This window comes from Rhizorhabdus dicambivorans, assembly GCF_002355275.1.
Lineage (GTDB): Bacteria > Pseudomonadota > Alphaproteobacteria > Sphingomonadales > Sphingomonadaceae > Rhizorhabdus > Rhizorhabdus dicambivorans.
The window spans coordinates 4988737-5011429 of the sequence record NZ_CP023449.1 but is presented as its reverse complement, the minus strand read 5'-3'; the positions used below and the strand labels follow the sequence as shown (position 1 = coordinate 5011429).

The 22693-nt window shown below is 66.9% G+C and carries 20 protein-coding genes; 8 read left to right on the top strand and 12 right to left on the bottom strand.

The genetic code is table 11. The annotated features are described in order from the left end of the window. The first annotated feature begins 23 nt into the window (after window positions 1-23). A complete protein-coding gene (locus tag CMV14_RS23595) occupies window positions 24-812 on the top strand; it encodes an acid phosphatase (protein WP_066968268.1) in 789 nt (262 codons plus the stop codon). Between the two features lie 104 nt (window positions 813-916). Here the strand turns inward: CMV14_RS23595 and CMV14_RS23590 are convergent, their stop codons facing one another. Continuing rightward, window positions 917-1114 (bottom strand): hypothetical protein, encoded by a 198-nt coding sequence (locus CMV14_RS23590; protein ID WP_066968265.1) that lies wholly within the window; start codon window positions 1112-1114, stop codon window positions 917-919. Window positions 1115-1255: 141 nt separating this feature from the next. Further along, complete coding sequence (locus CMV14_RS23585) at window positions 1256-2179, bottom strand: MlaA family lipoprotein (RefSeq protein WP_066968263.1); 924 nt, start codon at window positions 2177-2179, stop codon at window positions 1256-1258. Between the two features lie 133 nt (window positions 2180-2312). Between CMV14_RS23585 and CMV14_RS23580 the strand changes: the two genes are divergently transcribed. From CMV14_RS23580 to CMV14_RS23560, 5 genes are all read left to right on the top strand, one after another. After that, window positions 2313-3296, top strand: a complete 984-nt coding sequence (locus CMV14_RS23580) for an ArsR/SmtB family transcription factor (RefSeq protein WP_066968260.1) — start codon at window positions 2313-2315, stop codon at window positions 3294-3296. Next, window positions 3293-4237 carry a methylenetetrahydrofolate reductase [NAD(P)H] gene (gene metF / locus CMV14_RS23575; RefSeq protein WP_066968257.1) on the top strand — a complete coding sequence of 315 codons (945 nt, stop codon included), beginning with the start codon at window positions 3293-3295 and terminating at the stop codon, window positions 4235-4237. The genes CMV14_RS23580 and metF overlap by 4 nt, the downstream gene beginning before the upstream one ends. Continuing rightward, window positions 4234-5295 (top strand): homocysteine S-methyltransferase family protein, encoded by a 1062-nt coding sequence (locus CMV14_RS23570; protein ID WP_066968254.1) that lies wholly within the window; start codon window positions 4234-4236, stop codon window positions 5293-5295. The genes metF and CMV14_RS23570 overlap by 4 nt, the downstream gene beginning before the upstream one ends. A gap of 98 nt (window positions 5296-5393) precedes the next feature. Then, the gene (gene metH / locus CMV14_RS23565; protein ID WP_066968250.1) at window positions 5394-8006 is read left to right on the top strand and encodes a methionine synthase; all 2613 of its coding nucleotides are present in this window, start codon (window positions 5394-5396) and stop codon (window positions 8004-8006) included. A gap of 120 nt (window positions 8007-8126) precedes the next feature. Further along, window positions 8127-9128: a right-handed parallel beta-helix repeat-containing protein gene (locus CMV14_RS23560; RefSeq protein ID WP_066968247.1), complete on the top strand. Its 1002-nt coding sequence runs from the start codon at window positions 8127-8129 to the stop codon at window positions 9126-9128. Window positions 9129-9162: 34 nt separating this feature from the next. On the opposite strand, the gene CMV14_RS23555 is transcribed toward CMV14_RS23560, so the two are convergent. From CMV14_RS23555 to CMV14_RS23540, 4 genes are all read right to left on the bottom strand, one after another. Then, window positions 9163-9639 (bottom strand): hypothetical protein, encoded by a 477-nt coding sequence (locus tag CMV14_RS23555; RefSeq protein ID WP_066968244.1) that lies wholly within the window; start codon window positions 9637-9639, stop codon window positions 9163-9165. Between the two features lie 189 nt (window positions 9640-9828). After that, window positions 9829-11475 (bottom strand): alkaline phosphatase family protein, encoded by a 1647-nt coding sequence (locus tag CMV14_RS23550; RefSeq protein WP_238147135.1) that lies wholly within the window; start codon window positions 11473-11475, stop codon window positions 9829-9831. Between the two features lie 38 nt (window positions 11476-11513). Then, a complete protein-coding gene (locus tag CMV14_RS23545; protein ID WP_066968239.1) occupies window positions 11514-13202 on the bottom strand; it encodes an amidohydrolase in 1689 nt (562 codons plus the stop codon). 83 nt (window positions 13203-13285) lie between these two features. Next, the gene (locus CMV14_RS23540; RefSeq protein WP_066968235.1) at window positions 13286-14155 is read right to left on the bottom strand and encodes an NAD(P)-dependent oxidoreductase; all 870 of its coding nucleotides are present in this window, start codon (window positions 14153-14155) and stop codon (window positions 13286-13288) included. A 73-nt stretch (window positions 14156-14228) separates the two neighbouring features. On the opposite strand from CMV14_RS23540, the gene CMV14_RS23535 reads away from it, so the two are divergent. Together CMV14_RS23535 and CMV14_RS23530 are read left to right on the top strand one after the other, a co-directional pair. Continuing rightward, window positions 14229-15476, top strand: a complete 1248-nt coding sequence (locus CMV14_RS23535) for a threonine ammonia-lyase (RefSeq protein WP_066968232.1) — start codon at window positions 14229-14231, stop codon at window positions 15474-15476. 131 nt (window positions 15477-15607) lie between these two features. Next, window positions 15608-16411, top strand: coding sequence for an arginyltransferase (locus tag CMV14_RS23530; protein ID WP_066968229.1), 804 nt, complete (start codon window positions 15608-15610; stop codon window positions 16409-16411). 43 nt (window positions 16412-16454) lie between these two features. On the opposite strand, the gene CMV14_RS23525 is transcribed toward CMV14_RS23530, so the two are convergent. The 6 genes from CMV14_RS23525 to CMV14_RS23500 form a co-directional block, all read right to left on the bottom strand. Further along, window positions 16455-17801: a PQQ-dependent sugar dehydrogenase gene (locus CMV14_RS23525; protein ID WP_066968225.1), complete on the bottom strand. Its 1347-nt coding sequence runs from the start codon at window positions 17799-17801 to the stop codon at window positions 16455-16457. Window positions 17802-17907: 106 nt separating this feature from the next. Beyond that, window positions 17908-18804, bottom strand: coding sequence for a hemolysin family protein (locus tag CMV14_RS23520; protein WP_066968222.1), 897 nt, complete (start codon window positions 18802-18804; stop codon window positions 17908-17910). Window positions 18805-18880: 76 nt separating this feature from the next. Next, the gene (locus CMV14_RS23515) at window positions 18881-20398 is read right to left on the bottom strand and encodes a PQQ-dependent sugar dehydrogenase (protein WP_202820878.1); all 1518 of its coding nucleotides are present in this window, start codon (window positions 20396-20398) and stop codon (window positions 18881-18883) included. Window positions 20399-20483: 85 nt separating this feature from the next. Continuing rightward, window positions 20484-21050 (bottom strand): hypothetical protein, encoded by a 567-nt coding sequence (locus tag CMV14_RS23510; RefSeq protein WP_066968219.1) that lies wholly within the window; start codon window positions 21048-21050, stop codon window positions 20484-20486. A gap of 2 nt (window positions 21051-21052) precedes the next feature. Continuing rightward, the gene (gene ybeY, locus CMV14_RS23505; RefSeq protein ID WP_066968216.1) at window positions 21053-21562 is read right to left on the bottom strand and encodes an rRNA maturation RNase YbeY; all 510 of its coding nucleotides are present in this window, start codon (window positions 21560-21562) and stop codon (window positions 21053-21055) included. A gap of 91 nt (window positions 21563-21653) precedes the next feature. Beyond that, window positions 21654-22652: a PhoH family protein gene (locus tag CMV14_RS23500; RefSeq protein WP_066968213.1), complete on the bottom strand. Its 999-nt coding sequence runs from the start codon at window positions 22650-22652 to the stop codon at window positions 21654-21656. Between the last annotated feature and the right edge of the window lie 41 nt (window positions 22653-22693).

Sequence of the window (22693 nt, the reverse complement as noted above, 5' to 3'; positions counted from 1 at the left end):
CTGCCGACAGGAGGGGAAGGGCGATGGGCGCATGGAACCGTACCGGGAAGGCCGTCGCGCTGGCCGCGGCGCTCGGGGTGGCGGTCGCCGCCGCGCCGGGGACGGATGCCTTCCTCGAAGCGGGCTATCTCTCGCTGATCGACGTCGTCCCGCCCGCGCCGATCCCGCAGGAGGCGCGCGGCGTCGCTGATCGGCAGGTCTATCAGCTGACCCGTGGGCTGAAAGGCACCCCGCGCTGGGACATGGCCGTTGCCGACATCGCCGGGGACCCCGCCTCGATGATGCGCGGCTTCTCCTGCGCGACGCGAATCGCGATGACGCCCGCCAACGCGCCCCGCACGGCCGCGCTGCTCGAAAAGGCATGGCGCGACACCGGGCGGGAGACCAACGAGCTCAAGGCCTATTACAAGAAGCGGCGACCTTTCCTGCTCGATTCGGGCGAGACATGCGAACCGCAGACCCAGGAGATCGCGGCGAGCTACGATTATCCCTCGGGCAGCGCCGCCAAGGGCTGGACCTATGCGCTGATCCTCGCCGAGATAGTGCATGAGCGCGCGGGACCGATCCTCGCGCGGGGACGCGCCTTCGGCGAGAGCCGGCTGGTCTGCGGCATGCACAATATGAGCGCGGTGGAGGCTGGCCGGATGGTCGCCGATGCGACCATGGCGGTGGTCCGGACCGAACAGAGCTATGCCGATGCGGTGGCTGCCGCACGCGTCGAGCTGGCCGCCGTGCGAAGGACCGGTACGCCGCCATCGGCGCAGGCCTGCTCGGCCGAGGAAGCTCTCGTCAACCAGCCGCTTTTCCGCTGATTTCCGCCCGTTGCGGTCGTCAGCACCGCAAAAGAAAAAGGCCGCACCCGGAGGGTGCGGCCTTTGACTTTGCTTCGGCGGCCGACCAGCGGCCGCCAGCGCGATTACATCGCGTTCGAAGCGTTGTCGGCAACCGGAGCAGCCGCGTTCGAATCCGCCATCGCGGCGTTGGTGTCGGCCATCGCGTCGGTCGCGTTGTCGACGACGGCGGTGTTGTTCTCGGCCGGGGCTTCCTTCTTGGTGCAGGCAGCAACGGTCAGCGAGGCGGCGGCGATGAGCGAAAGGGCAACGATCTTCTTCATGATCGAATTCTCCGGAAGTGAAGTAGTGAAAAGAGAGTGGCTCGAACGATTCCAATCACGTTCAGGCTTGTTTCCCCCCGAAACAGGCTCGGACTTCTTACAGTTTTGCGCAGTGCGATGCAATGTCTCTTGTTCCGGTAGTTAATTCCGCCCGTTCGGAGCATCCGGAGCCACGGTTTCAGGGGTGTTCGGGGCCTCCACCGGGGGTGCGGGCGGGTTCTCCGCGCCAGGGGACGGAGCCGTATCGGTCCCCGGAATTCCTGCATCCGCGTCGGCTGCGGACAGCGCATCGTCGAGGGCGGGATTCGCCTCGTCGCCCTCGTCGGGGATCAGGTCCGCGGCATCGCGGTTGAGGATCTCTGCGCGCCGGCGCTGCAGATAGGCCGACCGCGCTGCGGCATAGGGATCCAGGCTGGACTCCAGGAAATTGTCGGCGCCCGCCTCGATCAGCCCGGCCCGGGTGCTGATCACCTCCGTCGCCGTCAGGGCGATCGGCAGGCCGTTCGGAAGATCGCAGTTGTTCAGACAATAGCGATAGGGATCGGCGACCTGCGACAGGCCGGTGCCGACGCCATCGCGCATCGTCGATGGCCCGAGCAGAGGCAACACCAGATAGGGGCCGCCGTTCATGCCCCAGGCGGCGAAGGTCTGGCCCAGATCCTCGGGCGCGGGCTGGATCTTCATCCGGCTGGCCTGGTCGAACAGCCCGCCGATGCCGATCGTGGTGTTGACGACGAAGCGGCCGAGGTTGCGGATCGCGCGGTCGCCCTTGCCCTGAAGGATGTTGTTGATGAAGGAGAAGGGCTCCCCGACATTGGCGAAGAAGTTGCGCACGCCATCGCGCGCCGGCTTGGGCGTGACCGCGCGATAGACCTGGGAGACCGGCTTCACGATCACCTTGTCGGCGCCGCGGTTGACCGCCCAGACGCCGCGGTTGAAGCCCTCGAGCGGGTCCTTTTCGGCCAGCCGGTCGGTGCCGACGCGGGTGGTGGTGCATGCCGAAAGCGCGAGGCCCAGCGTCACCACGCCGATCATCCTGGCCGAAGCCCGCCGCGAAATGCCCATGCTCGATATTCCTTTCGGACGGGGACGTCGCCCCCGCTGCCTGCCTTGAAACGCCGCGGAGTTCCGCGCCGCCACGGCATGCCGCGCGCGGCAATCAGGGGCAAGCGCCTTGACCACATATAAAGATTTCTTTATGTCTGCATATATGGCTTCCGATGCCCCGCCCGACGCTCTTGCCATCTTCCGTGCGCTTGCCGATCCGACGCGGCTGCGCATCTTCCATCTGCTGCGCGCGATGGAATTGTCGATTGGCGAGCTGGCCCAGGTGCTGGGCCAGAGCCAGCCGCGCGTTTCCCGCCATGTGAAGATCCTGGCCGATGCCGGGCTGGCCGAGCGGCGCAAGGAGGGGAGCTGGGTGTTCCTGGGCCTCGGCCCCGACGCCTGCGTCGCGCCGCTGTTCGCCGCGATCGACGATTGGAGCCGCGACACCGAGGATGCCTGGGCGGTTGCCGACCGTGCCCGCCTCGCCGCCGTCCGTGCCGATCGCGCCGCCGCCGCCGCCCGCTATTTCGCCGAACACGCCGAGGAATGGGACGCGATCCGCTCGCTCCATGTCCCCGAAAGCGCCGTGGAGCAGCGGATCCTGGCCATGCTTTCGGACGGAACGGTCGGCCGCATGGTCGATATCGGCACCGGCACCGGCCGGATGATCGAGCTGATCGGCGGGCAGGCCGCCTCGGCGCTGGGCATAGACCGCAGCCCGGAGATGCTCCGCCTCGCGCGGGTAAAGCTGGCCGAGGCCGGGCTCGACCATGCCGAGCTGCGCCAGGGCGACATGTATGCCCTGCCCCTCGGCGACGGCTCGGCCGATCTCGTCATCCTCCACCAGGTGCTCCACTTCGCCCAGCATCCGGCGGCGGCGATCGCCGAGAGCGGGCGGCTGCTGGCGCCCGGCGGGCGGCTGCTGATCGTCGATTTCGCGAGCCATGACGTCGAGGAGCTGCGCGCCCGCGACGCCCATGTGCGGCTGGGCTTCGGCGACGATCAGATCGCCGGCTGGTTCCAGGCGGCGGGGCTCGGCCTCGACCGGGTCGAAGCGTTGGTCGGCGAAACGCTGACCGTCAAATGTTGGTTGGGCGTGCGCGGCCAGCCCGCGCAGTTGAAGGCAGTATCATGACATCCGTTCCCCTGAACCAGCTCGAGGAAGCGCGCCGCGCGCTCGATGCCCCGCTGTTCGCCGATCTGGCCGGCGACGCCGCCGTCTCGTTCGAATTCTTCCCGCCCAAGAGCGAGAAGATGGAGGAGACGCTGTGGAGCGCGATCCAGACGCTGGCGCCTCTCAAGCCGCGCTTCGTGTCGGTCACCTATGGCGCGGGCGGCTCGACGCGCGAGCGGACCCACCATACCGTCGCACGCATTGCCAGCGAGACGGCGATTCCGGCCGCCGCGCACCTGACCTGCGTCGAGGCGACCAAGGCCGAGATCGAGGAGATCGCCCGCGAATATTGGGCGGCCGGCGTGCGCCACATCGTCGCGCTGCGCGGCGATCCGCCGACCGAGGGCGCCAGCTTCGCGCCGCATCCCGACGGTTATCGCAACGCCGCCGAACTGGTCGCCGGGCTGAAGGCGATCCACCCGTTCGAGATTTCGGTAGCCGCCTATCCCGAATGTCATCCCGAAGCGGCCAGCTTCGACAGCGACCTCGCCAATCTGAAGGCGAAGTTCGATGCCGGTGCGACGCGGGCGATCACCCAGTTCTTCTTCACGCCCGAGGCCTATTTCCGCTTCTGCGACAAGGCCCGCGCGGCCGGGATCACGGGGGAGATCGTCCCCGGCATCCTGCCGGTGTCCAACGTCGCCCAGACCCGGAAATTCGCCGGCATGTGCGGCGCCGCCATCCCGGCGTGGATGGACAGGCTGTTCGAAGGGCTCGACGATCATCCCGCGACGCGCCAGCTGGTCGCCGCGACGATCACCGCCGAGATGTGCCGCCGCCTCTATGCCGGCGGCGTCCGCCAGTTCCATTTCTACACGCTCAACCGCGCCGAACTCGCCTTCGCGATCTGCCACCTGCTCGGTTTGCGCGCCGAGGCCAAGGCGCTGGAGAATGCCGCATGACCCTGCACCGCAGCGAAGCCGCCGCCGCCCTTCGGGACCAGGCGAAGCAACGCATCCTGATCACCGATGGCGCCTTCGGCACGATGATCCAGAGTTACAAGCTCCAGGAGGCCGACTATCGCGGGTCCTATGACCTGACCAGCGACCAGAAGGGCAATAACGACCTGCTGGTGCTGACCAGGCCCGACGTGATCGACGAGATCACGCGGGCCTATCTCGACGCGGGTTCTGACATCGTCTCGACCAACACGTTCAACGCCAACACGATCAGCCAGGGCGACTATGACGCGGTCCATCTGGTCCGTGACATGAACCTCGCCGCCGCGCGGATCGCCCGCAAGGCGGCCGACGACTATGCCGCCAGGGACGGCCGCCCCCGCTTCGTCGCGGGTGCGATCGGGCCGACCAACAAGACGCTGTCGCTGTCGCCCGACGTCAACGATCCCGGCTATCGCGCCACCGATTTCGACACGATGCGCGATGTCTACCAGGATCAGGTGGCGGGGCTGCTCGACGGCGGCTGCGACTTCATCCTGATCGAGACGATCTTCGACACGCTCAATGCCAAGGCGGCGATCATGGCGGTCCTCGACGAGCAGGTGAAGCGCGGCAGCGAGATACCGATGATGATCTCGATGACGATCACCGACATGTCGGGGCGCAACCTTTCGGGCCATTCGGTAGAGGCCTTCTGGCACGCGGTGCGCCACGCCCATCCGCTGACCATCGGGCTCAACTGCGCCTTCGGCGCGGATCTGCTTCGCCCCCATGTCCAGGTGCTGTCGGGCATCGCCGATGCGCTGGTGATGATCTATCCCAATGCCGGCCTGCCGAACGATCTGGGCCAATATGACGAGCTGCCCGAGACGACCGGAGGCTTCATCCGGGACTGGGCCGACCAGGGACTGGTCAACATCGTCGGCGGCTGCTGCGGATCGACGCCGGGGCACATCGCCGCGATGGCGGCGGCGGTTGCCGGCAAGCCAGCGCGCGAACCGCATGCCCATGACCACCGCACCCGGCTGGCCGGCCTCGATCCCATGATCATGGCGGCCTGAACCCTCTACCCACCCGTTCGTGTCGAGCGAAGTCGAGACACGTTCCGTGAGCCAGCGTCCCTCGATTTCGCTCGGGACGAACGGAAGATTGAAGACAGATGACCACCACCTCCACCGCCCAGTTCGTCAACATCGGCGAGCGCACCAACGTCACCGGGTCGGCCGCCTTCAAGAAGCTGATCATGGGCGGCGACTATGTGAAGGCGATCGAGGTCGCGCGGCAGCAGGTGGAGAACGGCGCGCAGATCGTCGACGTCAACATGGACGAGGGCCTGCTCGACGCCGAGCTGGCGATGACCACCTTCCTGAAGCTGATCGCCGCCGAGCCCGATATCGCGCGGGTGCCGGTGATGATCGACAGCTCGAAATGGAGCGTGATCGAGGCCGGGCTGAAATGCGTATCGGGCAAGCCGATCGTCAATTCGATCAGCATGAAGGAGGGCGAGGAGGCATTCCTCGCGCACGCCCGCAAGTGCCGCGCCTATGGCGCCGCCGTGGTGGTGATGGCGTTCGACGAGGTCGGCCAGGCCGACACCAAGGAGCGCAAGGTCGAGATCTGCGAGCGCGCCTACAAGCTGCTGGTCGCCGACGGCTTCCCGCCCGAGGACATCATCTTCGATCCCAACATCTTCGCGGTGGCGACGGGCATCGAGGATCATGACAATTACGGCGTCGATTTCATCGAGGCCTGCAAGGAAATCCGCGCGCGCTGCCCGCACGTCCATATCTCGGGCGGCCTGTCGAACCTCAGCTTCTCGTTCCGCGGCAATGAGCCGGTGCGCAAGGCGATGCACAGCATCTTCCTGTACCACGCTATCCCGGCGGGGATGGACATGGGCATCGTCAATGCCGGCCAGCTGGACGTGTACGACACGATCGATCCCGAGCTTCGCGAGGCGTGCGAGGACGTCATCCTCAACCGCCCGGCGCGCACCCCCGGCGAAACCCCGACCGAGCGCCTGATCGCGATCGCCGAGCGCTTCAAGGGCAAGGACGCGGTGGCCGAGAAGGCCGCCGAGGAATGGCGCGGCTGGGACGTCGCCAAGCGGCTGGAACATGCGCTGGTCAAGGGCATCGACGCCTATGTCGTCGACGACACAGAGGAGGCCCGCCAGCAATTCGCCCGGCCGATCGAGGTGATCGAGGGGCCGCTGATGGACGGCATGAACGTGGTCGGCGACCTGTTCGGATCGGGCAAGATGTTCCTGCCGCAGGTGGTGAAGTCCGCCCGGGTGATGAAGAAGGCGGTCGCCTATCTGCTGCCCTATATCGAGGCGGAGAAGGTTGCGGGGCAGCGCGCCAAGGGCCGGATCGTGATGGCGACGGTCAAGGGCGACGTCCACGATATCGGCAAGAACATCGTCGGCGTGGTGCTCCAGTGCAACGGCTATGAGGTGATCGACTTGGGCGTGATGGTGCCCTGGATGGACATATTGAAGGCCGCCAACGAGAATGATGCCGACATCATCGGCCTGTCCGGCCTTATCACCCCCTCGCTCGACGAGATGGTGACGGTCGCGGCCGAGATGCAGCGCACGAGCATGACGATGCCGCTGCTGATCGGTGGGGCGACCACCTCCAAGGTCCACACTGCGCTGCGCATCGCGCCGGCCTATGCGGGGCCGGTGATCCATGTGCTCGACGCCAGCCGCGCGGTCGGCGTCGCATCGACGCTGCTGTCGGATACCCAGCGCGACGATTTCGTCACGAAGACGGCGGCCGATTACGAAGCCGTCCGCAAGGCGCGCGAAGGCAAGGGGCAGAATGAGCTGGCGACGCTGGAGGAGGCACGGGCCAACGCCTTCGTCGCCGATTTCGCGCTCAAGCCGGAGGCACCGAAGCAGCCCGGCACCCACAGCTTCGCCGACTGGCCGCTGGAGGACCTGCGCGACTATATCGACTGGACGCCCTTCTTCCGCGCCTGGGAGCTGGCCGGCAATTATCCGGCGATCCTCGACGATGCGGTGGTGGGGGAAAGCGCGCGCGGCCTGTTCGCCGACGCGCAGAAGATGCTCGACCAGATCATCGCGGAGAAATGGCTGACCGCCAAGGGCGTCGCGGCGCTATGGCCCGCCCGTTCGCAGGGCGACGACGTGCTGATCGAGACCGGGGCGGGCGAGATCCGCATGCCCTTCCTGCGCCAGCAGATCAAAAAGCGCGAGGGCCGCGCGAACATGTGCCTGGCCGATTTCGTGGCGCCGGCCGGCGACTGGATGGGCGGCTTCGCGGTCGGCATCCACGGCATCGATCCGCACATCGCCCGCTTCAAGGCCGATCATGACGATTATCGCGACATCCTGCTCAAGGCGCTGGCCGATCGCCTGGCCGAGGCTTTCGCCGAGCGGCTCCACCTCCATGTCCGCACCGATCTCTGGGGCTATGCCGAGGGCGAGCAGCTGACCAACGAGGCGCTGATCAGGGAGCAGTATCGCGGCATCCGGCCCGCGCCCGGCTACCCGGCCTGTCCTGATCACAGCCAGAAGCCGGTGCTGTTCGACATGCTGAACGCGGGCGAGACGGCCGGGATCACGCTGACCGAAAGCTTCGCCATGCTGCCGACGGCGGCGGTCTCCGGCTTCTATTTCGGCCATCCCGAAGCGGCCTATTTCGGCGTCGCCCGGATCGGCCGCGATCAGCTGGAGGATTATGCGGCGCGGCGCGGCACCGACCTCCAGACCGCCGAGCGCTGGCTGCGCCCGAATCTCGACTGACCGGGTTCTCACCTAATTGCATCATGCCGGCGAAGGCTGGCATCCATGTCGTTCACCGCATGCGGTGTCGTGGGGTATGACAGACATGGACCCGGCCCTGGCCGGGGAAACGGTGTGGCTATGTGGCGCTTCCTCTCCCTGCTGGCGGTTGTCTCGAGTCCGCTCTCTGCGGCGCCCTTCATCGTGGAGGAGACCGGTCAGTCCTATGGCAGGCTGGTCGATGCGGTGGTGGCGATCGGGGACGGTGCAGGGACGATCCGGATCGCGCCCGGCCGCTATACCGACTGCGCCGTGCAGGAGCGGGGGCGGATCACCTATCGCGCCGAACGGCCGCTGACCGCGATCTTCGCCGGCGGCATCTGCGAGGGCAAGGCCGCGCTGGTGCTGCGGGGGCAGGGCGCGGTAGTCGACGGGTTGGTCTTCGAGGATTTCCGCGTCGCCGACGGCAATGGCGCGGGCATCCGCATCGAGCAGGGGCCGCTCACCGTATCGAACAGCCTCTTCCGCAATTCGGAACAGGGCATATTGGGCGGGGGCGACGATTCGAAATCGGACATCGTCATCGACCGCTCGACCTTCAGCGGGCTGGGCCGGTGCGATCGCGGCCTGGCCTGCGCCCATTCGATCTATCTGAGCGGCTATCGTTCGGTAACGGTACGGCGCAGCCGGTTCGAGAAGGGCACGGGCGGCCATTATGTGAAGAGCCGCGCCGCACGGATCGAAGTGAGCGACTGCAGCTTCGACGACAGCCAGGGGCGCACCACCAACTATATGATCGACCTGCCCGAGGGCGCGACCGGGCGCATCGCCCGCAACATCTTCGTCCAGGGGGCGAACAAGGAGAACCACGCCGCCTTCATCGCGGTCGCCGCCGAAGGGCTGCGCAACAGCTCGAAGGGGCTGGCGATCGTCGACAATGATGCGCGTCAGGTGCCATCCGCCGGCTGGCCGACCGCCCTGCTTGCCGACTGGAGCGGCAGCACCAAGGCGATCCTGCGCAACCGGATCGGCGCCCGGATCGAGCCACACCTGGCGGTGAAGCCGGAAAATCCCGATTTTGTCGACAAGGTCGAGGCGCGGCTACGCTATTACGTCATGCGCTTTCGCGAGAAATACCTCTGAACGATGGCGTGATCATGTGCCGTGCGGTGAACAGCTACCGGCGCTCGGATTTGATCGAAGCCAGGCCTTCCGTCTCAAGCCGCTTCGCTTTGTTATCGTCGGCGATGGATAATCCCATCCGTTGTTTAAGCCGCGTGAGTTTTCTGCGAGTGACAAAGCCTTCGCGAATCTCCTCGACGCGCACGTTCCGTCCGTCCTGCTTGATGCGATAGATTATGATAGTATCGGGGGATTCCCGATACTCATATTCGACCCAGCCGCCGCGTTGCTCATAGCGGGACCATATGATGGGGTCACAGCCCGCGCCGTCGCAGATTGTGGTTTCCACGAGCCGAGCCTCACCGGCATGGACGGCGATTTCCATGCCACTGACATCGCCGGATTCTTCGTAATAGCGCACGTTGCCATAAATGCCCGGTTCAACCCCCCTTTCGGGTTTCGCGGCCTGAGCGGCAGTGAGTGCGAAGGATGTGAACATGAAGCCGGCCAAAGCGCTGGTAAAGCGGCTCATGTCGAACTTCTCCCCGAAGGTGCCGTCTGGATATCGTGATCGATGCCTTCCCGATATATCGCTTGAAGCCGTGCACGAATAGATATGCCGCCTATCAATCCGATGGTGGCTACGCGGTCCTGACCCACGACCACGTCGAAACTGTAGGAAGCCCAGCCCAGCTGGGCGCGGCCGGTCTGACCGAAATTCCTATTTCGGGCAGTTGCCGCCCAGATCGAGGCACTGGCCGTCGACGGGGACCGGCGGGGCGATGCCGGCGATCGCGGCCAGCGTCGGCGCTATATCCACAACCTGGGCCGGCGCGGCGCGATCCTGGCGCTTCACGCCGGGCCACCAGAACAGGATCGGCACCTGCCGGTCATGGTTCCAGACGCTGCCATGGCCCGCGACATAGTCGCCGGTCTTGCGCGGGATGCCGAAGCTCGATCGTTCCGCGAACACCGCGACGATGTCCGGCGAGCGCTCGCTGTCATAGCTGAGCTTGAGACGCTGGAGGTTGGTCAGCCGGTCGGGCGGCGTGCCCGGCGCAATGACCGTCGCCGCGATCTCGCCGCTGTCGTGGACTTCGCGGACCTCAGGCTGCTGGCGGAGCCAGGCGATCGCCGCCGCGCGGATTCGCGCCTCCAGCGCCTTGTCGGCGCGCGGGTCGATGTAGAGCTGTTCGGGATCATTGCCCAGGAAGGGGTCGAAATCGATGCCCAGCTGCTGCCGCAGGTCGGCGTCGAGCCGCTTCGCGAAGGCGGTGCGGTCGACCCGGGCCGCCTGCCCGTCATGATCATGCTGGCGCTCGGCGGCGTCGGTGCCGCCATGGTCGGCGGTGAGCATCACCATCACCGGCACGCGCTGGGCCCGGACCGCCTTCAGCAGCCGGCCGATCGCCCTGTCGACCGCTTCCTGCTGGACGCACATCTCCGCGCCGCCATTGCCGAGCCGGTGGCCGACATAGTCGGTGCCCGAGAAGCTGACCGCCAGCACGTCGGTCGCCGGGCCATGGCCCAGCCGTTCGCGCCGGATCAGGTCGATCGCGAAATCGGCGGTGAGGCCGTCCATCGTCGGGGAGACCCTGACGATGTCCTGGAAATGCCTGCTCTGGAGGAAATCGGCGCCATCGGTCGCGCCCGCCGCCATTTCGGGCGGGACCCGGCCGGTGATCGGCATCTCCCCGAAGACATAGGGCTTCTGCAGCGCGGCGCAGCGCTTCGAAGGCCGGGGCCAGAGCGTCGGCGGTGCGGCGCGCCACTGCGCGAACAAGGCGGCGTTGAACGCGCCGGCGGGGCCGGTCACCGCCGGGGTGGCGGGGCCTGCGGAGGGCGAGGTGGTGAAGCCGGTGCCATCCTCCCACCAGTAGACGCCGTCGGCATGCTTGCCGGCCATGGTGATGGCGGCCCGGTCCTTGGCCGAGACGGCGAAGGTACGGGCGCCCGGTTCGGCCGTCTTTATCCAGTCGCCCAGGGTGGTGACCCGCATATTCTGCGGGCCGCGCGCCTTCGGATCGGATTGGCCGGGCACGCTGACGCAATAGGTGTCGTTGCCGGCGGCGTCATACCAGGCATTGGCGACGATGCCGGTGCCGGCGGGATAACGCCCGGTCAGGATCACCGAGTGGCCGGGGCAGGTTTCGGTGCCGCCATGGCTCTGATAGCCGACCGGATAGGCGATGCCGCGCCACAGGGTGCGCAGGCCCTTGCGATAGGTCGGCCGGTAGCGGGCGAACAGCTCGGCAGAGAACTGGTCGACGGAGATGGCGACGATCAGCTTCGGCCTGGCCGGCGGCGGGCCGGCCTGGGCGGCGGCCGGGAGGGCGGCGAGCATGGCGGCGAGGATGAGCTTCTTCATAGGGCTCCGTTGCATGCCGGGCATGTCAGGATGATGAATTATTTCGCGACCCATATGCGTTTGCCGCCGATCCAGGTCTCGACCGGCTTCGCCGCGCGGATATCGGGCGCGGTGGCGGTGAAGATATCGCGGTCGAGGATCAGGAAATCGGCCATGCGGCCCGGCATCAGCGTGCCGATCCGGTCCTCGGCGAAGCCGGCGAAGGCCGCGGTCTCGGTGAAGGCGCGAAATGCCTGGGGCAGGGTGATCGCCTGCTGCGGCTGCCAGCCGCCGGCCGGCTGGCCGCGCTCGTCCTGCCGGCTGATCGCCGTGGCGAGGGCCGGGAAGGGATTGGGACTTTCGACCGGATAGTCCGATCCGAAGGCCAGCGGCGCCTTGTTGTCGAGCATCGCCTTCCAGGCATAGGCGCCCCCCAGCCGGTTCGGCCCGAGCCGCGCCTCCGCCATCAGGCGATCCGACGTCTGGTGGACCGGCTGCATCGAGGCGACGATGCCGTTGCGCCCGAAGCGGGACAGATCGGCGGGATCGACGATCTGGGCATGTTCGATGCGCCAGCGCCGGTCGCCCTTGTAGGTTGCGGCCAGCTCGTCGATGGCGTCCAGCAGCTGCGCGTTGGCGGCGTCGCCGATCGCGTGGACGGCGGTCTGGAAGCCATCCATCGCGGCGCGGCTCATCAGGTTGCGCAATTTGGCGTCGTCGAGGAACTGGAGGCCCTTCTGGCCCGGCGCATCGGCATAGGGCGCCTTGAGCCAGGCCCCGCGCGAGCCGAGCGCGCCGTCGTCGTAGAGCTTGACCCCGATCATCCGCAGCCGCCCGTCATAGAGCCAGGGCGTCGGCCCGGTGCCGGCGATCGAGAGCAGCGCCGGAATGCCACCGGCATAGGCGATGATCCGCAGCTTGAGCCGCCCGGCGTCGCCGGCCCGGCGCATCACCGCCCAGTCGTCGGTGCTGGTGCCCATGTCGGCGGTGGCGGTGATGCCGTAGGAGAGCAGGATATCCTGTGCCCTGGCGAGCGCGGCGTCGCGGTCGCGCGGCAGCATCGGCGGCACCGAGTCGCGGATCAGATGCTGCGCGGCATCGATGAACACGCCGGTCGGCTTGCCCTTCGCATCGCGCTCGATACGGCCGCCGGGCGGGTCCTTGGTCGCGGCGCTGATCCCGGCTGCGGCCATCGCCGCCGAATTGGCGAGCAGCGCGTGGCCATCGACCCGGTTGAGCACCACCGGCCGGCCGGGGGTGATCGCATCGATATCGGCGGCGGTGGGGAAGCGGCCGAGGCCCCAGCGCTCCTGGTTCCAGCCGCCGCCGCCGATCCACAGCGGCGTCGGCCGGTCGGCGGCATAGCGGCGCAGCGCGTCCTGCATCTCGGCAAGGCTGTTGGTGGCCGACAGGTCGAGCGACAGCGCGGCGGCGCCGAGCGCCATGACATGGCCATGCGCGTCGATCAGCCCGGGAATGACGGTGCGGCCCTTCGCATCGAGCCGGTAATCGAGCTTCTCGGGCCGCTTGTCGTTGCGGTCGAGCAGCTTCGCCACCTTGCCCTGATCGTCGATCAGCAGGCCGTTGAAGCGGACGAGCTGGCCCTTGCCGTCGAAGCTGTAGCCGTTGGCGTTGTCGATCAGCCCGTCGGCCAGCGCGGGGGAGGCGAGGAGGGCGAGGGCCCATAAACCCCTCTCCCACTTAGGGAGAGGGAGGGTGAGGGCACGTCGTAGCGAGAGAAAAGCCATGTCTTCAATCCTGAGCTTGCCCTCACCCTCCCACCGCTATGCGGCGGGCCCCTCCCTATCCCCTGAAGGGAGAGGGCAAAAAATCACGTCTTCGGCAGCCGCTTCACCACCGAGGAGATATCGAGCCGGCCGCAGCCCAGCGCCTGCGCCTCGCCATAGAATTGATCGGCCAGCGCGGCGAAGGGAAGCGCGGCGCCGTTCGAGCGCGCCTCCTCGATCGCGATGCTAAGGTCCTTGCGCATCCAGTCGACCGCGAAGCCGAAGTCGAAGCTGTCCTCGCTCATCGTCTTCCAGCGGTTGAGCATGTACCAGCTGGCCGCCGCGCCGCCCGAGACGGCCTCGAACACCTTGTCGAGATCGAGATCGGCATTCTGGGCGAAGCGCAGCGCCTCGGCGGCGCTCTGCATCGCGCCGGCGATGCAGATCTGGTTGACCATCTTGGTGGTCTGCCCCGCGCCCGGCCCGCCGATATGGACGATCCGCGACGAATAGGCCTGCATCAGCGGAGTCGCGGCGGCCATCGCCTTGTCGGAGCCGCCGCACATGATCGAGAGCGTCCCCGCCTCGGCGCCCGACTGGCCGCCCGAGACCGGCGCGTCGACCACCAGCAGCCCGCGATCCTTGCCCTCGACCGCCAGCTGGCGGGCGATCTTGGCGGAGGCGGTGGTGTGGTCGACGAACAGTGCGCCCTTCTTCATCGCGGCGAAGCAGCCGTCCTTGCGCAGGGTAACCGCTTCCAGGTCGCCATCGGCGCCAACGCAGGAGAACACTGCATCGGCATCCTCGGCGGCGGCTGCGGGGGTCGGCGCCAGCCGTCCGCCATGCGCATCCACCCAGGCCTCGGCCTTGGCGCGGGTGCGGTTGTAGACGGTGACGTCGTGGCCGGCTCCGGCCAGATGTCGCGCGATCGGGGCGCCCATCGCGCCCAGCCCCAGGAAGGTCAGTTTTGCCATAGGCTCCCCGCATAAGATGGATTTTCGAGCGATGCTAGGACTCCGGTGCGTTATCCGCTATGGCCCGGCGACTATGGCTAGCGTGCACAAGCAGAACGACGCCGAGGGCGTCCCGGTGACCATCGACGATGTCCGCGCGGCGCACGCGCGGATCGCGCCTTCGATCGTTCGCACGCCGATCATGAAGAGCCGTACGCTCAGCAAGATCACCGGCGCCAATGTCTGGCTGAAGTTCGAGAATCTGCAGTTCACCGCCGCCTATAAGGAGCGCGGGGCGCTCAACAAGCTGCTGCTGCTGTCCGACGAGCAGAAGGCGCGCGGCGTAATCGCGGCGTCGGCGGGCAACCATGCCCAGGGCCTCGCCTATCACGGCGCCCGGCTCGGCATTCCGGTGACGATCGTGATGCCCAAGCCCACCCCCACGGTGAAGGTCCAGCAGACCGAGGGCCATGGCGCACGCGTGATCCTGACCGGCGAGCGGTTCGACGATGCGAACGAAGCCGCGCTGGCGATGGTCGAGCGCGAGGGCCTGACCTTCGTCCATCCGTTCGACGATCCCGACGTGATCGCGGGCCAGGGCACCGTCACGCTGGAGATGCTGGAGGATGTGCCCGAGATCGACACGCTGGTCGTGCCGATCGGCGGCGGCGGCCTGATCTCGGGTGCGGCGGTGGTCGCGCGCGGGGCGGCGCGGCCGCCCAGGGTGATCGGCGTCCAGGCCGAGCTCTATCCGTCGATGTACGCCAAGATGAAGGGGCTGATCCTGCCCTGCGACGGCGACACGCTGGCCGAGGGTATCGCCGTCAAGCAGCCGGGCGCCGTCACCAGCGGCATCGTCCGCGCGCTGGTCGACGAGATCGTGCTGGTCGCCGAGCGCGATACCGAGACCGCGCTGTCGATGCTGCTCCAGATCGAGAAGACCGTGGTCGAGGGGGCCGGCGCCGTCGGACTCGCCGCGCTGCTCAGCCATGGCAAGCTGTTCCGGGGCCGTAATGTCGGCGTGATCCTGACCGGGGGCAACATCGATACCCGGCTGCTGGCCAATGTGCTGCTGCGCGACCTTGCCCGTTCGGGCCGGCTCGCCCGCCTCAGCATCCGCCTGCAGGATCGCCCCGGCGCGCTGTTCCACGTTGCCCGCGTGTTCGACGAACAGCAGGTCAACATCGTGGAGGTCTATCACCAGCGGGTGTTCACCACCCTGCCGGCCAAGGGCCTGATCGCCGAGATCGAATGCGAGACCCGCGACGCGGCGCATCTCGGCCGCCTGCTCGATGCCCTCCAGCGGGAGGGTTATGAAGTGGAGACCGTCGAGGCTGCGTAGTTTGAGGGCTTCGACTTTAGTCGAAACGCCCCAAAAAGATTCAAGGTTAATGCTCTTTTCATGACGTTCATGCGTAGGCATAGTCAGGCCAGACCAGTGAGCGTTCAATTTGTAATGGGGCAGGGCTTCGAATGACGGCGCAGTTCCGCTTTCCGCGCTTCTTCGTGACGACCCCCGGCCCGTGCCCATATCTCGCCGGGCGGACCGAGCGTAAGGTGTTCACCGAATTGTCGGGCCCCAATGCGGCCGAGCTCAACGACGCGCTCGGCCGGATCGGTTTTCGCCGCAGCCAGGGCGTCGCCTATCGCCCGACCTGCGTCGATTGCCAGGCCTGTGTCTCGGTCCGCGTCGTCGCGGACGAGTTCAAGCCCAATGCCAGCCAGCGCAAGCTGATGCGCCGCCACGCCGATCTGGACGTCAGCGTCTGCAAGCCCTGGACCACCGAGGAGCAGTTCGCCCTGCTGCGCCGGTACCTGAAGGCCCGGCATCCGGGCGGCGGCATGGCGCAGATGGACGAACTCGATTTCGCCGACATGGTGGAGCAGACCCCGGTCAAGACCCACATCGTCGAATATCGCGAGCCTTCGGTCGGGGGCCGGCCGGGCAAGCTGATCGGGGCCTGCCTGACCGACAGCCAGTCCGACGGGCTGTCGATGGTCTACAGCTTCTTCGAGACCGAGGACGACAGCCGCCCTGGCCTGGGCACCTACATCATCCTCGAGCATATCCGCCGCGCGGCCGAGAGCGGTTTGCCCTATGTCTATCTCGGCTATTGGGTCGAGGGCTCGGCCCGGATGCAGTACAAGACCCGCTTCCAGCCGCTCGAGCGGCTGTCGGCCGGCGGCTGGCATCGCTTCGAAGCGCCGCCGCTTCCCCCCGAAAGCGGTGCGGCGAGCAGCTTCCCCGCGCCATCCAAGCTGAGCCAGCTGATCTGATTTAGCCCTCAGGCCCCGGCCTTGGTTTCACTCTAATCGAAAACTACCGCGGCGCGGCCGCGGTGACCCGCCAGACCTTGCCGCCGACATCGTCGGTCACGAACAGTCCCCCGCGCTTGCCGATCGCGACCGCGACCGGACGGCCACGCGCCTCCTCATCGGGGGACAGGAAGCCCGTCAGCACATCGCGCGGCTGGCCCATCGGCTTGCCCTGCGCGAAGGGCACGAACACGACCTTGTAGCCCGAGCGGGGGCGGCGGTTCCACGAGCCATGCTCGGCGATGAAGGCGCCGTCCGCATAGTCGGGGCCGAGGATCGCCCCCTCGGCGAAGGTCAGGCCCAATGCCGCGACATGCGGCCCGAGCGAATAATCGGGGCGGATCACATAGGATTGCAGATCGTCCTCGGGCTCGGGTACCCGCTTGTCGATCACGCCGCCCCAATAATACCAGGGCCAGCCGTAGAATCCGCCCAGCTGCACCTCGGTCAGATAATCGGGCACCATGTCCGATCCGATCATGTCGCGCTCGTTGACGACCGTCCACAGATCGCCGGTGGTCGGCTCGAACGCCATGCCGTTGGGATTGCGCAGCCCATAGGCGAAGACGCGGTCCTGGCCGGAGGGCAGCGAGATCTGGAGGATCGCGGCGCGCTTCTCCTCCTTGTCCAGGCCGCGCTCGCCGATGTTCGACGCGGAGCCGACCGCGACGAAGAGCGACTTGCCGTCGGCCGAGAGCAGCAGGTTGCGCGCCCAATGGTTGTAGCCGCCGGGCAGCTTCGCCACCACGGCCGGCTTGGCGTCGATCTTCGTCTGGCCGGGGGTGAAGGGGACACGGACGACCGCGTCGGTGTTGGCGATATAGAGCTGGCCATCCGCCCAGGCCATGCCGCTCGGCGAGTTGAGACCGCCGATCAGCACGGTCTTCAGCTCGGCCTTCCCGTCGCCATCGGCGTCGCGCAGCAGGATGATGCGGTTCGGCGACGGCACGCCGGCACCGGCCCGCGCCATCATCCTCTTCATGACGAAGCCGGTGATGCCGCCGCCGCCATTGTCCTTGGTGCGGGGCGGCGAGTTGCTCTCGCTGACCAGCACGTCGCCATTGGGCAGCACATAGATCCAGCGCGGATGGGTCAGCCCCTCGGCGAACGCCGCGACCGACAGCCCGGCGGCGGCGGCCGGCTTCTCGCCCGCCTTCCAGCCGACGGCCTTGGCGACGGCGACCGTCGGGATCAGCGTTTCATTCGGCTCACTCAGCTGGGGCCGGACACCCACCGTCTTCGCGAAGGGTAGCTGGGCCCGCTCGTTCGTCGCCAGCGCGTAGATACCTGCCAGCGCTGCCAGAACGAGAAGGACAGGCAGCGCGATCAGCAGCTTGGTCTTGGTCGTCACCGGTACTCTCCGTACTTCGTGCTGCGCCTATAGCGCATGATAACCGGATTCGTCATTCCGGAGAGGTCCGATATGCCGGTGTGGGAAGATCACCGGCATGCGAAGATTATTCGCCCTCCGCCTCATCCGCCACGGCCGGCGGATGAAGCAGCAGTTTCTTCACCCGGCGCTCGTCGGCATCGGCGATCTCGAGCCGCCAGCCGCTGGGATGCGCCAATATCTGGCCCGTCTGCGGCACCTGCCCGGCCAGGGCCGAGGCTAGACCGCCCAGCGTCTCTACATCATCCTCGATGTCGGCCAGGCGCGGGTCGATCAGACGGGCCACGTCCTCCAGCTCGGCGCGGGCGTCGGCGGACCAGATCGCGTCGCCGAGCGGGATGAGCAGGTCCTCCTCCTCCTCGTCATGCTCGTCCTCGATGTCGCCGACGATCTCCTCGACCAGGTCCTCGATCGTGACCAGGCCGTCGGTGCCGCTATATTCGTTGAGGACGATGGCGAGGTGGGTGCGCGTCTCGCGCATCTCGGCCAGAAGGTCGATGATCCGCATCGAGGAGGGGACATAGCGCGGCTGGCGTATCAGACCGGCGATCGTTTCCGGCTTCGGCGCGCCCGTGGCGATGATCCGGAACACATCCTTTACATGGACCATGCCGACGACATGGTCGAGATCCTCGCCATAGACCGGCAGGCGGCTATGCTCGGCCTCGGCGAAGCGGGCCACCAGATCGTCGAAGCCGATCGTCTCCGGGACCGCGATGATGTCACCGCGCGGGACGCCGATGTCACCGACATTGCGTTCGTCGAAATGAAGGATGTTGCGCAGCATCTCGCGCTCGGCGGTGGAGAGGTCGTCATCCTCGCCGCCCTCGGCGTCATGCTCCTCGATCGCTTCCTCGATCTGGTCGCGCAGGCTGGGTTCCTGCTCGGGCGCAAACAAAGCGCGCAGCCCGCGCCACCATCGTCCGCCGCTGTCCGCGGCGCTGCTACTACTGTCGTCGGGCATCGTCTTTCTGGTGCCGTTCCCTGTTCGCGCGATTCGCTAAACGATTTTTGGGGGCGGGAGCAATCATCTTCTCGGATCAGGCCGGTTCGATCACGAAAATCTCGCCATCGAAATCGACGATGTAGAGGTTGCCCGACTGGTCGACGCCGAAGCTCACCGGCATGCCGATTGTGCCGGCATTGGGGGCTGGATTGCGGATGGTGAACTGGCTTGCCGGTACCGTCTGGCCCAGGACGAAGCGCGACAGCGGGATCGACCAGATATTGCCGCTGATGAAATCGCCGAACACATAATGACCGCGCAGACCTTCGACCGGGCCGCGATAGACATGGCCGCCGGTCACGGTGTTGCCCTGGGTCGGCCCGCTGCCATGGCCATATTCGGCGACTGGCGGGGTGAAGGCGCTGCTGTTGGCGCCGCCATTATAGGCCTGGCTTCCCTCCCGCAGGTTCCAGCCGAAATTGGCGCCGCCATCGGTTGGCCGCATCAGATCGATCTCCTCGACCGCGCCCTGGCCGACATCGCCGATCAGCAGGAAGCCGCTGACGGGATCGAAGCTGTTGCGGAACGGATTGCGCAGGCCGAGCGCCCACAGCTCCGGCGCGCCGCCCGACGAGGCGAAGGGGTTGCCCGGGGGAATCGCATAATCGCGCGCGGGATCGCTGGAGAAGCCGTCGCTGCGCACGTCGATGCGCAGTATCTTGCCCAACAGCGAATTGCGGTTCTGCGCATTGCCGTTGGGATCGCCGGCGCCGCCGCCATCGCCGGTCGCGACATAGAGGAGATTGTCGGGACCGAAGCCGATCCAGCCGCCATTATGGTTGGAGAAGCCGGGGTGTGGCATCGAGAGGATGATGTCGCCGGAGGCCGGATCGGCCACGTCGCGATTTCCGGCGCTGGCGGTGTAGCGCCGCACCTCGTTGGTGCCCGCGCTGTTGGTCATGTAGATGAAGAAGGCGCCGCTGTTCGCGAAATCCGGGGCAGTGGCGAAACCCAGCAGGCCGCGCTCGCCATCGCTGGCGATGATGCCCGAAACATCGAGGAAGGGTTGCGCGGCAACGGCGCCGGTGGCGGGATTGAGGATGCGGACCAGACCGCCGCGCTGGACCACGAAGACGCGGCCGGAATTGTCGGGCACCGGGGCGACGAAGACCGGCTGGACGAAGCCGGTGCCGGCCCGGCGCACGCGGAACGCATCGTTGCCGCCGTTGGTGACGGTGATGCTGAGCGAGAGTGTCGCGGTCAGGCTACCGTCGCTCGCCTGGATGTCGACCTGATAGACATTGTCGCCATTGGCATCGGCCGGGGCCTCGAAATCGGGGCTGCTGACGAAACTGAGCGCTCCGCTTGCGCTGATCTGGAAGGCGTTGCGATCGGGCCCACCGACGAGCGAATAGGTCAGGCTGTTGCCGTCCGGATCGGTCGCGGCGGCGGTATAGACGGTGCCGCTGCTGTTCTCCGCGACGCTCGCTGTCGTCCCCGATGTGAAGCTGGGCGCCCGGTTGGCGCTGCCGCCGCCGCCCGAGGAACCGCCACCCCCACAGGCGGCGAGCATGAGGAGGATCGCCAGGGTCGGTGCGGTGCGGGCTGACATGGGGCTCTTCCTTCCTGGGGAGCGCTCCTGCAACGAGATTGCGGCAAACTCGTTCCCGGCGAAGCCTGCGCGGCTGTTCGGGGTATCAGCGACAGGCCAGTGGTTCGCCGGGCTTGATGTCTTCGAAGGCCAGCTCCGAAATCTTCAGGTAGCGAAAGGCATAGGGCCAATGCTCGACGCTCCGGAAGGATGCCATCACTGGACAGATGCTGGTCGGCCGTCCCTTGGCCAGCGGAGTGGCGTCGTTGGTAATCTCGGCCTTGAAGAAGATGCCCTGTTCATAGCCATTCTCGATAAACAGCAGCGTGCCGGGGCGGCCTTCCATTTGCTTCAAGGAGAAGCGGATGACATTCTTGGTGGGCTTGGGCAGGGGACCGTCGGGGCCTCCATCGATCGGGAACGTCTTGTCGGTCGCTCCCTGTGCGTGCGACACGTCGGCGGCCCGGCGCTCGAAACCGGTCTCCGGCGTTGCCGATATCGCCGTCATCGAATCGACGATGAAGCCAGGCAGGCCGTCCTCGCGCATCCTGACGACCACCGTCGTCCCGACCGGCATGCCCATCATCACCGATGGCTCGGCCGCCTGGAGGGGAAGCGGGCCGGCATGGAGGGTGGCGGCAACCAGAAAAGCCAATGTCCGGTGCGGCGCCATGCTCAATCTCCGTCGATCACATAGGGATCGGCGACGCCGAGTTTGGCCAGCGCCGCGCGCTCAATATCCTCCATCGCCTCGGCCTCGTCATTCTCGATATGATCATAGCCGACGAGATGTAGCGTGCCGTGGACGATCAGGTGGGTGGCATGCTCCTTCGTGGTCACGCCCTTCTCGGCCGCCTCGCGCTCGCAGACGCCGCGCGCCAGGATGATGTCGCCGAGCAGCACCTCGCCGTCGTCGCTATTGTCGAGGAGTTCGAGCAGGTCGTCCTGCACCATCGGGAAGCTCAGCACATTGGTGGGCTTGTCCTTCTGGCGATATTGGCGGTTGAGCGCGTGGACCTCGTCGTCGTCGGTCATCCGCACCGATATCTCGGCCATGTAGCTGGCGGTCAGGATCGCGGCATAGGGGGTGGCGTGCAGCGCGGCGGTGGCCGCCTCGATCGCCAGGGCTTCCCAGTCGGTGCCGTCGTCCCAGTCGGGCTCGGCCTGAACGGCGACTTCGATCATCGCATTCCTTACATGACACAGCCGTCATCCCGGACTTGGTCCGCGATACCGCTTCTTATTCAAGGTCGCCGAAATTCAAATCCGATCAACCTCAGGCGTCGTCGGGCCCTTCATAGGCTTCGACGATGCGGCCGACGATCGGATGGCGGACCACGTCGGCCGCGCCGAAGCGCACCGTGGCGATGCCCTGGATACCCTCCAGCCGGCCGACCGCGTCGGCGAGGCCCGACTTGCCGATATCGGGCAGGTCGATCTGGCGCGGATCGCCGCAGATCACCATCCGGCTGTTCTGGCCGAAGCGGGTGAGGAACATCTTCATCTGCGCGGGCGTGGTATTCTGTGCCTCGTCCAGGATGACGAAGGCGTCGCTGAGCGTGCGGCCGCGCATGAAGGCGATCGGCGCGATCTCGATCTCGCCCGAGGCGATGCGCCGCTCGACCTGCTCGGTCGGCAGCATGTCATAGAGCGCGTCGTAGAGGGGGCGGAGATAGGGATCGACCTTCTCCTTCATGTCGCCGGGCAGGAAGCCCAGCCGCTCGCCCGCCTCGACCGCAGGGCGCGACAGGATCAGCCGGTCGACAGTGCCCTGGATCAGCTGCTGCACAGCCTGCGCGACCGCCAGATAGGTCTTGCCGGTGCCCGCCGGGCCGAGCGCGAAAATCACGTCGGAACGGTTGAGCGCCTCCATATAGCGGATCTGGGTCGAGGAGCGCGGGACGATCGTCTTCTTGCGCGTGCGGATCATCACCTTGGGCGGATCGGCGACGTCGCTGCGGATGATACCGTCCAGGGTGGGCTCAGCCGACATGGCGATCACCGCCTCGACCGCGCCGCTGTCGATATCCTGGCCCTGCACGATCCGGTTATAGAGCCCGGTCAGCACCTCGCGGGCGCGTCCAGCGGCCTCCGCCTCGCCCTCGATCTGAAGCTTGTTGCCCCTCGCCGCTATATACACCCCCAGCCGGTTCTCGATCGCCACCAGATTCTGATCGAATTCGCCGAACAATCGGCCGAGCAACTGGGGTTTGTCGAAGAGGATCTCGAGCCGGGCGCGATCTCCGGCCTGCGCGGGGACTGGCTTGCGCGACATAGGGTGCGGGCGCTTCCTTTCCGTTCTGGTACCGGATGTGG